The organism is Xenorhabdus poinarii G6 (genome assembly GCF_000968175.1).
Classification (GTDB): Bacteria; Pseudomonadota; Gammaproteobacteria; order Enterobacterales; family Enterobacteriaceae; genus Xenorhabdus; species Xenorhabdus poinarii.
Map to the genome: position 1 here is coordinate 3155521 of NZ_FO704551.1, position 12831 is coordinate 3168351.

General features: G+C 45.1%; 10 protein-coding genes. All 10 read right to left on the reverse strand.

Annotated features, from left to right (window positions below):
* Positions 1-3: 3 nt before the first annotated feature.
* The 10 genes from XPG1_RS14585 to rppH all read right to left on the reverse strand — a co-directional run bounded on the left by XPG1_RS14585 (position 4) and on the right by rppH (position 12766).
* Positions 4-360, reverse strand: coding sequence for a DUF4150 domain-containing protein (locus XPG1_RS14585; protein ID WP_045959713.1), 357 nt, complete (start codon positions 358-360; stop codon positions 4-6).
* Positions 353-1570, reverse strand: coding sequence for a DUF2169 family type VI secretion system accessory protein (locus tag XPG1_RS14590; RefSeq protein WP_045959714.1), 1218 nt, complete (start codon positions 1568-1570; stop codon positions 353-355). The genes XPG1_RS14585 and XPG1_RS14590 overlap by 8 nt, the downstream gene beginning before the upstream one ends.
* A 15-nt stretch (positions 1571-1585) precedes the next feature.
* Positions 1586-3811: a type VI secretion system Vgr family protein gene (locus XPG1_RS14595; protein WP_045959717.1), complete on the reverse strand. Its 2226-nt coding sequence runs from the start codon at positions 3809-3811 to the stop codon at positions 1586-1588.
* 827 nt (positions 3812-4638) lie between these two features.
* Complete coding sequence (locus tag XPG1_RS14600) at positions 4639-6318, reverse strand: TauD/TfdA family dioxygenase (protein ID WP_045959718.1); 1680 nt, start codon at positions 6316-6318, stop codon at positions 4639-4641.
* A 112-nt stretch (positions 6319-6430) separates the two neighbouring features.
* On the reverse strand, positions 6431-7081 hold the full coding sequence (locus tag XPG1_RS14605) for a LysE family translocator (RefSeq protein ID WP_045959721.1): 651 nt from the start codon (positions 7079-7081) through the stop codon (positions 6431-6433).
* 6 nt (positions 7082-7087) lie between these two features.
* Positions 7088-7960, reverse strand: coding sequence for a hypothetical protein (locus XPG1_RS14610; protein WP_045959723.1), 873 nt, complete (start codon positions 7958-7960; stop codon positions 7088-7090).
* A 207-nt stretch (positions 7961-8167) separates the two neighbouring features.
* Positions 8168-8962, reverse strand: coding sequence for a thymidylate synthase (thyA, locus tag XPG1_RS14615; RefSeq protein WP_045959725.1), 795 nt, complete (start codon positions 8960-8962; stop codon positions 8168-8170).
* Positions 8959-9849, reverse strand: a complete 891-nt coding sequence (lgt, locus tag XPG1_RS14620; RefSeq protein ID WP_045959726.1) for a prolipoprotein diacylglyceryl transferase — start codon at positions 9847-9849, stop codon at positions 8959-8961. Before lgt ends, thyA begins: the two co-directional genes overlap by 4 nt.
* A gap of 130 nt (positions 9850-9979) precedes the next feature.
* Positions 9980-12226, reverse strand: coding sequence for a phosphoenolpyruvate--protein phosphotransferase (gene ptsP / locus XPG1_RS14625; RefSeq protein ID WP_045959727.1), 2247 nt, complete (start codon positions 12224-12226; stop codon positions 9980-9982).
* 9 nt (positions 12227-12235) lie between these two features.
* The gene (rppH, locus tag XPG1_RS14630) at positions 12236-12766 is read right to left on the reverse strand and encodes an RNA pyrophosphohydrolase (protein WP_045959729.1); all 531 of its coding nucleotides are present in this window, start codon (positions 12764-12766) and stop codon (positions 12236-12238) included.
* Between the last annotated feature and the right edge of the window lie 65 nt (positions 12767-12831).

The window sequence follows — 12831 nt, forward strand, 5'->3', positions numbered from 1 at the left end:
TCCTTATGCCCCGTTCATCCAAAATTTATCCCCGTGGCGCAGCACCAGCTTATTGCCGGCTCGTACCGTCCTGGTATGTTCCTGTGGGTGGCATTTGCCGCCGACCGTGCCACTTTTAACGCCATTCGCCACGCCCGGCTCGTCACCGAGGGTTTGCGGCACAAAACTCCGGGCAAACACCACCACCGGCTGGCCATTGGCGCGCACGGTTTTCTCCGGGGCCGAACTGTCGGCCAGTTTCGCTACTACCGGATAGGGGATCGGTGGTGTGGAAGATCCCATTGGGGTTTTGCATACGTCCGGCAACATGCCGACTATCAGCCATTCGCCTGCCGTCCGGGCGATATAGTTATCAGCCATCCTGTTTCTCCTCTGCCCGTGGCGCCATTTTGAGTAAAGGCGCATCCGGGTTGATTTCAAAGCGCGCTTCCGCCACCCGAATGGGCAGCGCGGTTTTCACATTCAGCCGACAGGTCAGATGCAGCGTCAGCGCCTCGCTGTCGAGCATTAACGTATCGAGGCGCATCGGCACGGGCAACATCCTCCCGTCATGCAGCCGCAGCAAAATAAACGGGCGATGCCCCGGCAGGGTGACATGCAGGTGCCCGCCGGGCGTCATGCCTTGCAGGTGCAGCGAGATATCAGGGTCAGGCCAGTCAATTTGCTGGTCGGCGGGCGCGCCGTTCCAGTAACCAAAGTCAAAATCTTTCGGCAGATAGGGGTGGCGGTGTGCCAGCCAGTCGGCATCGTAAGTCCCGGCAAGCGGTCGGCGGGGCAGCCACGGCCGGCCGAGAAAGCCCAGCCCCTGCGGCTGGCAGGCCGGCGTATCGGCAGATAATGTTCCCGCCAGTTGTTTCGCAAAATGCGGCGCGGTGAACGGCGCCTCCGGCGCGCTAATGCGGGGGGCAGGGCAACGGGTAAGTTGTTTGGCGTTGGCATACCACGGCGTGATAAATCCCATTCCCAGCGGATTGGTTTCGCAGGTGGCATGCGCAACCGGCGCTTTTTCGCCGTCCGGGTGTTGCCGGCGCTGTTCTGATGTCAGCCGATCGCTTTCCTTAAGCTGTGCAACTGCTTTATCATCCGCCTGAATTCTGCATTCGCCCCCAAAGGCGTAGCGATAATCCAGCGGCAGTGTTGAAAACGGTTTCGGGTCGGTCAGTTGCCACTGACCGCCAGCATCACGAATAAATTCCCGTTCACCGGTCACGGTCAGGGTTTTGTCGAGCAGGGTCTGATCCTGTTTGCTTTGCACATGCAGCCGGACCGGAAACGCCGTGCAGGGGCGGTTATCCGGTGCATACGCGGTACCGTTAACAATCACGTCACAACGCGGTTTAAACGGCGCCAGGTCACTCTCCTGCAACACCGGTGAGGCATTCATCTGCCCGCGGTATTCATCCTGTAAACACAGCGGCGGTGCCGGCAACAGTTCGGCCAGACAATGGCCGCGACGGTCAGGCAACAACTGGTAGCCGATTTTCATCACCATCACATGGTGCTCTGTATCCGCCACATCCAGCATGGAGTAGTTCATCACCGCAAAGGGGGTCAGGTTACGAAATTCCATCTCAGTTTGTTCTCCTTAGTTCAGGTCGATGTCTTTGCCGGTGATTTGTACCGGGCCACTCGCCTCGAACTTAAACTCGGTGCCAATAAGGGTAATTTTGCCGCTGCTGTCCATGCGCAGGGTACTGGCACCGCATTGCAACTCAATCACATCCCCGGCCTTGATGGACAGGGTGTTGCCGACGATAACCGACTTATGGACGCCCACCTGTTCGCTCTGGCTTAAGGCGACGGCCGTATTCATGGCACCGCCGACGGTCAGGGTGTGGGCCAGGCCGACCGCTTCATTACGGGTCAGTGTCACCGACTCCATTTTGTGGCCGTGCACCGTGAGAGTCTGGTTTTTCTCCACGGTTTCGGTGTGGTTGGCCAGCACCCGGGTATCCCGGTTATTGAGCACTTTGGTGTGCATGTCCTTCTGCGCGTGCAGGGACACCAATTGGCTGCCTTTCGCATCCTCAAACAGCAACTCGTTATAGCCTTCGCCCTTGTGGGTTTTGGAGCGGAACGCCATCTGGGTTTTGCTGCCCGGCAGCGACCCCGGCGGGATATTGCTGGCATGGTAAGTCCGGCCGGTGACGATGGGCTGGTCAGGGTCACCGTGCAGAAAATCCACCACCACTTCCTGACCGATACGCGGGATGGCCAACATCCCCCAGCCCTGACCCGCCCACGGCTGGGTTACCCGTATCCAGCAAGAGCTTTGGTCGTCGCTCTTGCCGTATCGGTCCCACGGGAACTGGAGGCGGACACGGCCGTACTGGTCACAGAAGATTTCCTCGCCAGCCGGCCCTACCACTTTGGCAATCTGTGGGCCATCAATCACCGGTTTGGGTAACGGTGTCGGCCGCCAGTGCTGGTTCTGGCGGATAAAACTGAACTGGCTGTGCAACGTAGTGCCGCTGTCTCCAGTGGCGGTTTCAAGCGCCCCCGGCTGGCGGCCACTGTGACTGGCGGAAACGGTCTGCCATGACTGATTCAGATCTTCCCGTGGATGGTTATCGAGAATGAACAATTTGCCCGGTTGCAGGGCGATAGCATGGCCGCTGCCCTGTCCGGTCACGGCGTCGCTACGTAGCGCTTCCAGTCGGTAACGGGTAAAATCCTTGCCATGTGCTTCGTCTTTGAAGCGACCGGGGTAGTCATAGTGCTCGTAGTACAGCTGTTGCAGATTTTCATCCCGCATTTGCTGGTGAAATTCTGCCGGCCACGCCGGATTCTTGAAGGTGTAATCCTTAAGCTGAACCTGTGCCGGCCGCACCTGAGCGCTGCATGTCAGGCTGCTGATGGCAGGTTCACCCACGGTACTGACGTCACCGGGCTGATACGGGATCATTATGCCCGGCGGAACTGAACCGCAATCGTCGGCAAACACCAGTGTGTTGCGCCCGTTACTGCATTCGAAGAAGTAGAAAATACCCTCTTCCGCCGTTAACCGTTGCAGGAAGGCGAAGTCGCTTTCCTGATACTGAACGCAAAATTCGCGCGCCGGGTGAGGATGGCGCAGGCTGAAAATCACATCGCGGATGTTGTGTTCTTTCAGGAGAGTGGTGAGGATGGTAGCGATATCCTGCTGCTGGAAAATGCGCGAGTTCTGGCGCAACGTGGTGCGCCACAGGTCAGGGCGGATAGTCATGTGGTAGGTAGTCTGGTGCAACCCGGTATTACCCTGCTCAAAGCGGGACACGATCCCCGTGATGCTGCGTTGTTCGAGACCATTTTGTAAAATCGTCAGCGTGGCGGTGCGATCCAGTACAGCCGGAAAATCGATAGCCGGGTCGGCACTCGCCAGTCCCACACTCAGGCTAAACGGCTGAGAAAAACTTTCATTCAGCGTGAAATCGGTCACCACAAACGTCTGCGGGGGTAAGCCGCCAGCGGTCAGGGTAAATTGCAGGCCACTCGGATCACGTTCGCCCATCAACATTTGACCAACTTTTACCAGCGCTTTGGTGGCCGCATTCTGTCCACCGGCTGCACGTTCTGCCAGTCCCTTTCCACCGGTAAAACCGCCACCCGGAATTAAGCCCGCTGAGCCTGTCATGCCACTGCCTGAACTGCCGCCAATTCCGCCGGCAAAACCACCGCCTGGGATTAAGCCCGCCGTTCCTGCAACGCTGCTACCTGAAATGCCTCCGCCTAATTTGCCTGCCACCTGTTTTGCTTTCTGAACAGCCCCTTTCCCCTGTTGAACAAGGGATTGCCCTTTCTTTAATTTATCGATGTTCTTCTTTATTGACATAGTGTGTCTCCCTAAGATGATGGAACGTTATGCAATAGGCATCCCACCTGATAACAACGCAGGCCATAACATTCGGGCACAAGATTTAAATTTAACTCACATTGTCTCCGACAAATTTGTTAATTAAGGATGTAATATGTTGTTTTTCGATAATTTGAAGGGACTCTGTTGTCCGAATATCTCGGCTGATACGTGATAAATAAAATGGGGGCAATAATAAATAACGAAGGAGTAAAGACCAAATTAAATCAAGTGAAATAAAAAAGGGCATCCAACAATCACAGTGTAAAAAGTTAAAATGATTGCCGTTGAAGAATAATATTCTGAGGTAAGGCATATGATTAGCTCACCAAACCGTATAATATTCAACCAATAAAATATTTCTAACGTAACATAATGAGATAAAAGCAAAATATAGATGACAACTTTGGCGAGGTCATGATCATTTTCATTTAATGATCTGGATCACAAAAAATCTCTTGAGCGTTTTAGAGATAAAAGGGGCTATTTTCCGTAATAACAATATCCCCATCATGATATTTTAATATATCGGTCAACGGCCAACCCACTTACTGATTAAAAAAACACCAAGCGCTCTGTGAGATGAATTTCCTGGGTAAAAGATGATGATCCGGTTTTTTCCATCTATTATTTAAATTGAGATAAAAAGCAACAATAAAACAGGATTTTTCTGTTTATGCATGTTTATTTTTAATGATCAAGGAAACGTTTTACTTCATGGAATAAAAAGAGTAGAGATTATAATCTACCCTTTTACAGTTACGTTTAGATTAATGAATATGAAGAAGCATTTTTCACAGAATAATTTAAACGATAAAACGTGTATTAATGATTCTGGACTCCTCAAGAATATCTGAATTTGCCTGTTTAATATTGGTTAACACACAAGTTCGTAATAACCACCTATCATAACCATCATAACGAGGTGTAAACTCAGAACGCCCATGTATGCATCGATTATTCTCAATAACAAGTAAATCCCCTGCTTCAAGCGCTACCCAATATTTATGCTTATTAGCAATCGTTTTGAGTTTATCAAGAACAAGTTCTGCCTCCGTATTAAGCCCTTTCATTAAATCTAAATCATAGATCATATAAGGATCATTCGGATTTCCATAAAGAACGGAAGTCAAAGAACCATTACCTTTTACACCATTGGGGCTACCATAAGAGTAATCTATCCCCGTTATAAAGAGTGGCTCAGACAATATTTTAATTTCTTTAAGAGATAAATCACGGAGCATCATCTTAGTACTTGATATAAAAGTTTTGGCATTTTTTTCATGATCTTGACGTAAGCAATACAGTAAAACGTAATCACACATGAATGGATGAAAAGCGATTTCTGTATGAAAATCAAGCTCTTTTTTCGAGCTTTCCGATGATAACAGAAACTCTTTTTTTATATTAGGAACCAGATTTTGGAATACATTACCGTTTTTCTCTTGGGAATACCCAACAGCATAACCAAGGAATTCTGAAATCATGGCTAACCACAGTTCACCATAAAAATTTCCTCTATCAGGATAATATAATGCCTGTGACGGAGTGGGAGGTAAAACACTATCAAAATTCAATCCTTTTAAAAGCAATATACCATAGTCATTACCATAATGTTTAAAATTGTATAAATCTTCGATAATCTCTTGATTAAGATAAGTGATTTTTTTAAAACTTTCGGAAAGAAATTCATTCAGATTATCATAAGGGCTGTGTCGCTGATCATCATAAAATCCTTTTTTAAATAACTCATCATTATCTATATAAATAATATGATTCCCTTTAATTTTAGATAAATCACGGGTAACGTCCGAACTTTCATATTCTATTAATTTATTAGAAAAACTTATTCCTGGCTGGAAATTGAATTCTTTATGTTTTTCACCAAAAATATCCCCAATAATTTTTTTAAAAAACAACTCATTATCGCATTTTGCAAAATAAAATGAAGAATAAGTGTTCAATAAACCAAGATAATAGAATTTTTTATTATTTTTATTTTTTTTCAACCCAATAACAAATTCATCGTAATTGATAAAATTCTGCCATCCTGTATAATCTATAAACTGTTTCACATAATTACCATGCAAATGGAAAATTTCGCCTCCGTAACTTACCCTCATTTCTCCATTAAGCTGACTTAAATAACGATGTGTTTTATGTTTAAATTCTATATTTTTTGTCACAATATCTTTGTTCACAGAATGACTTGCCGCATGAGAGTCAATTTCAGACAAAGAAAAGATGATAGATGTATTTGGCTGCTCATCTATATTATTTTTTGAAACATCATCAGTTGTGATCAGGATATCAATATCTTTTATTTTATTTCCTTCTGAGATATAATCATCTATATGATACACATAGAAATGATAATGTTTTAAAAAGTCTATTATATTACCAAATGAATTTATAGCGATATTATCCTTCCATAGTTTTTTATAAAAAGAATCATCGTATACAACAAGTGAATTTCTATCTTTCATTATCTAACCTCATCTATTTAAAATAATAATAGTATCAATAAACTTTATATTGATGCTCCATGACACTATAGATAAGGTCGGAAAAAATTTACATATTAAAATAACAAATCATTTATATAAAAAAAGCACTAACTAACATAACAATCCCAAATAACAATAAAAAAACATTAGTAATAGACTCAATGATAACTTGGGCGTTACCTTTTAAAAATACATTCTGGATATAATATAGCGCGTAAACAAATAAAATCCACCAAAAAACACCAATAATAATATCAATCATACCAAGTATGATAACTTGCCTTAGCGGTGGTAATGATGGATTAATAAATTGAGGTAAGATACTGATAAAAAATATAGCAACTTTTGGGTTAAATATATTAGCCAAAAGCCCAATTAAAAAAGGATTTCTTTTCTGTTTGCTTTGTTTGATTACGTTTTGTGGGGCAACAATCAATTGTTGCTGATTTCTATTGAGATAAATTTCTCTTAATCCAGATCCTCCCAGATAAACAAGATAAAAAGCGCCAATTATTTGCAATATACTGAACGCTGTTTTCGATGTTGTTAGAATCACTGTTGCACCCAGTGATCCCAAAACAAGATGGAAAAACAGCCCTGATTGCACACCAAATGCAGTGAGCATTCCTTCTTTCTTACTCCTAAATACGCCTTTGCTGATAACCGCCCAATCAGGGCCTGGTGTCAGGTAGGAGAGCAATGCTAGCAGCATAAATATGGACATCAATTCAAAACTGATCATATCTTATTATCTCAACTGACAATGTGTCGTAATGACAATATATTCATCACTTTCTCCTGGAGTTATCTCAACCTTAGCATCCTTTATTTCTTCTGTATTGCTGATATGAGTACCACCACAAGGAATAATAATAGGATGGTTTTCTATCGTGCTTTTCCATAATCGCAAATCTGAAATATTTTTTGATGTGTATTCAACCTGTATTTCACACCCAATGGACAACCAGTGATTCAAAGTTAGATTAATTTCCTCACTGACACCATTAAGATTCTGCAAAAACACAGTTTTATCAAAACCTTTTTTCTTTATCGATTTACCCAGTCGATATATATCTACAGATTGTAACTCAGAAATTGATGATTTAAATATTGATGCCTTATCAAAATTAAAGTTACCCAGACTATCCGTATCATAGTCTTTATTCCAATATTTATTCGCTGCCTTATTTAGAGCCAAAGACATAAAATGTGCCATACTGTGCGCTGCACTGATTTTATGCCTGGCATCTGCATCAACAGATAATTTAACGTTGTTACCGATAATCGTTTTCTCTTCCACACCATTTAACGATACTAAATAGTGTGCAGGAATAAGTTTATCCGCTGAATCTAATTTATTAGGTATATTCTGGTCGATATAAATCTGACCATCAATGATGGCAGCAGTATAAGTTTTGACAACATTGAGCCTATGATGATTAACGGCTATAATGCCAACATCACTTTTTTGATCACCCCATTTATAGTTTTTGGGATAAAAGGGGCTATTTTCCGTAATAACAATATACCCATCATGATATTTTAATATATCGATGACTGTCGTATTCAGGCTTAATTGCCCGGTCATAAATGAGGATTCAATGACTAAATTATTTAGCATGTCAATTTCGCCTATTGCTGATATTATCAACAATCAATCTACTGACTGATTAAAAAATGTCAAGTTTTCTATGCGATGAATTTCCTGGGAAAAAGATAATGAATAGAATGAATAATTGATGAGGTTAAATATATTTTCCATCCTCAATATCCAATATCGAGGATGGAAAAATAACGGTTATTCTTTACTTATTGACGCCATGCAAAATTAAATGGCTACCGGTGCTTTAATGCCCGGATGCGGATCATAATCCACAATTTCAAAATCTTCGAATCGATAGTCAAACAGGGAATCTGGCTTACGCTTAATCACTAACTTAGGCAACGCACGTGGCTCACGACTTAATTGAAGTGCCGTCTGTTCCAGATGGTTACGGTAAAGGTGAGTATCACCGCCAGTCCAGACAAAATCACCGACGGCAAGATCACACTGTTGAGCCACCATATGCACCAACAACGCATAGCTGGCAATGTTGAAGGGGAGTCCTAAAAACACATCACAAGAACGCTGGTAAAGCTGGCAGGAAAGTTTTCCATCTGCGACGTAGAACTGGAAAAAAGCATGGCATGGGGCTAATGCCATTTTATCCAACTCACCGACATTCCATGCCGAGACGATAATACGCCGTGAATCCGGATCGCGTTTCAATTGCTCAATCACCTGAGCCAACTGGTCGATTTGGCGACCATCCGCAGCACCCCAGGAACGCCACTGTTTACCATAAACCGGTCCCAAATCTCCCTTTTCGTCAGCCCATTCGTCCCAGATAGACACACCATTATCGTGCAAATATTTGGTGTTAGTATCACCATTCAAAAACCAAAGCAATTCATGGATAATCGAACGAATATGACAGCGCTTAGTGGTGACCAGTGGGAAACCTTCCTGCAAATTGAAACGCATCTGATGACCAAAGATAGAGCGAGTTCCCGTCCCCGTGCGGTCATCTTTTGCTGTGCCCTCTTCCAGCACTTTTTTCATTAAATCCAGATACTGCTTCATTTTGCCTCTTGTACCTTGTTATTACGAGTTTTGTTGCCAGGGCATTGATATGCCCATACCATCAGGGCGATTCCAGCTAAGATCATCGGGACAGAAAGAATTTGCCCCATACTGATCCCGTCGAATAACCCAAGCTGTGCGTCAGGCTGGCGGAAAAATTCAACGATGATGCGGAATGCACCGTAACCAATCAGGAATAAGCCTGAAACACTTCCTGTCGGGCGCGATTTCCGAATAAATATATTGAGGATGATAAATAACACTATACCTTCAAGCACCATCTCATATAACTGTGATGGATGGCGAGGCAGGACACCGAATTTTTCCAGAATCGGCCATAACGAAGGATCGGATGTGGCCAAGGCAATATCTTCGCTACGGGAACCCGGGAATAGTATCGCCCACGGTGTATCCAGCGTCACACGCCCCCACAATTCACCATTGATAAAGTTACCGATACGCCCCATCCCCAAACCAAAAGGCACTAATGGCGCCACGAAATCCGCAACCTGTAAGAAATGGCGCTTGGTACGGCGTGAAAACCACCACATCGCGCAGATAACCCCGACCAGCCCGCCGTGGAAAGACATACCCCCATCCCAAACTTTAAACAGATAAAGAGGATTATCCAGGAACATGGGCAGATTATAGAACAGAACATAACCCAGACGTCCACCAACGAAAACCCCGGCAAACCCGGCATACAGTAAGTTTTCAACTTCGTTTTTGTGCCAACCACTGTTTGGTTTTGCTGCTCGACGATTTGCCAGCCATAGGGCAAAAACAAAACCGACCAGATACATAAGACCATACCAATGGAGGGAGACAGGCCCGATAGAAAATATCACCGGGTCAATATTAGGAAATGCCAGATAGCTCGTGCTCATCGTTCCCCACTAAAATAAGGTTGTGTGAATGACATTGTGAATCAATGCGTTTGCGTGAATGAATTATATGACCGAAGTCACTTAAGACAAATGATTGCAGATAATAGCACACACCATAAAGGGGATTTTACTAAATCCCCCCTCGGATCAGGCCACCTAACCCCTGTGATGCCATAAATTCGGCTAACCGTTTTTTGACTTCATGGCGGGTTTCGGCTTGCAATACCAACCCGATAAGATTCTTCAATTCCCCGGCGTCCAGCTGTCTCAGCAGATATTTGGTGCGCGGAATACTGCGGCCACTCATGCTCAGGCAACGATAGCCCAAACCAAGTAATATTAATGTTCCCATGGGCAAGCCTGCCATTTCGCCGCAGACACTAACGGGGATAGCCAAGCGTTGGCATTCATCAAAGGCCAGTTTCAAGGCGCTTATTACCGCAGGATGTAAATTATCATAGAGTGACGCGACATGTGTGTTATTGCGATCCACCGCCAGCAAATATTGGGTCAAATCGTTTGTGCCAATAGAAACAAAATCAATCCGTTTTTTTAATTGTGGCAATAAAAACAGGGCCGAGGGAACTTCAATCATGATACCAATCGGCGGCATTGCCATCGCCGTCGCCAGCGTTTGCTCTACTTCACGTTTTGCTCTCTCAATCAGTTTTCGGGTTTCATCAATCTCCTCAATGCTTGTCACCATCGGCAAAAGGATCTTTAAATTGCCCGTTTGTGTATTGGCTTTTAGCATCGCCCGAAGCTGGATCAGAAATATCTCTGGTTGATCCAATGTGATACGAATTCCCCGCCACCCCAAACACGGGTTTTCTTCATTAATGGGCATGTAGGGCAGTTGTTTATCCGCTCCAATATCCAGTGTCCGTAACACCACGGGCTTATCAGGGAAAAGTTCCAGCATTTCCTGGTAACGGTGTTTCTGTTCATCTTCGGATGGAAAACCGCTACTTAGCATAAAGGGAATTTCAGTGCGGTACAGCCCAATACCATCTATACACCCTTCTGTCTTTTGTTCGTTTTTTAAGCTCAGGCCAGCATTGAGTTGTACCAGAACCCGTTCGCCGCTTTTAAGCTGTGCCCGCTGCTGCTGTTCACCTTCAGCCAATTTACTGAGAACCTGTTCTTCTTCGATGATGTGTTGGTATTCTTTGGCAACCAGCGGTTCTGGCTCAATAAGAACCTCTCCGCGGTAACCATCAAGGATGAGTGTCCGGTTATGTAATAACTCAGGCTGAATATCCGCACCCATCATCGCAGGAAGCCCCATTGCGCGAACCAGAATGGCAGAATGGGAGTGAGTCGCGCCGTCCCGCACAACCACGCCGACCAACTGATCTTGCGGCAACTCAGCCAACAAGTGAGCACTGAGTTCATCAGCAACCAGAATAAAGCGTGCCGGCCATTGCCCTTTTTCCGTAAAAGAATCATTCAGATGGAACAACACTCGTTGACCAAGTGCCCGCAGATCTGATGCCCTTTCCCGCATGTAAGGATCCTGCAATTTGGCAAACTGTTCCGCATATTTCTCAATGACGGTTTTCACCGCCCATTCCGCGACAAAACCATTATCAACGGAATGAAACAGATCTTGTTTGAGTTTGGGATCATGTAAGAGGTGAGAATAGAGATCAAAAATGGCGGCACTTTCTTTTTGTGAACTGGCGGTGAAACGCTTGCTGATACGACGGCATTCAGCCGTGGTTTTTTCAAGCGCACCATTTAGCCTTGAGCGTTCAGCCGGGCAATCCAGTGTTAATGCTTCTGTCACCTGTTCTAACAAAGGTTGGGAGCGATCTTGCCAGCCCTGCGCCATCACAATGCCGTTCGAAATGGCAAGGGCTTTAATGCGGGTTTGACGATACTGACCAAACACCCCCTTTGTTTGCGACTGAGCGAAAACCACCGCCAGTTGCATCGCCAACGTCACCATGAAAGATTCTTCACTTTCATTGAATAACCGTCGTTCATGTTGTTGAACAACCAATATTCCCTGCAATTGACGACGATAAATCATCGGGGCACCTAAAAAAGCCCGCAGGTTTTCTTCTTTCACCTGAGGAATATATTTAAAACTGGGATGTTCGCGGATATCAGCGAGATTGATTAATTCGGACAAGTGCCCGACTTGCCCCACAACGCCTTCATTAAAGGCCAAACTGATGGCTCGTCCTTTGGGTTTTCGTAACCCTTTGGTCGCCATCAGGTAATAACATTGCCGCTGATGATCAGCCAGATAGATAGAACAGACATCCGTGTTCATTGCCAGACACGTTTCATTGACCAGTAGTTCAAGCGCTTCAGATAAATTAGCTGCCATCGCAACCTTTTCGACAATTTCCCTTAAGCGCATCAGCATAACTATGACCTAATTTCTTCTACGACGATGTAAATAAGGTGAGTATAGCAATGAAGCAGGTTCCTGCACTGGCATCACAATCGCGGCGAATTCTTTCATTACACGGCGATAGACTTCTCGCTTAAAAGACACGACCTGCCGGACAGGATACCAATAACTGACCCACCGCCAGCCATCAAATTCCGGTGTCTTACTGCGCTGCACATTAATCTCTGCTTCGTCACATAACAATTGCAATAAAAACCAACGTTGTTTCTGCCCGATACAAACAGGCTTTGTATCCCAACGCACCAAACGCTTGGGTAATTTGTAACGCAACCAACCCCGGGTCGAAGCGAGAACCCGAACATCTTTGCGATTTAAACCAACTTCTTCGAATAACTCGCGGTACATCGCCTGTTCTGATGATTCCCCTGGATTGATACCCCCCTGAGGAAACTGCCAGGAATGCTGCCCATAACGGCGGGCCCATAGAACCTGCCCTTGGCGATTACAAATTACAATTCCTACATTCGGGCGGTAGCCATCCTCATCGATCACCGGACTACCTCTTGATTGAATAAATTTAAAAATATCGCTAATTGTTTCACACTCACCTCAAGCGG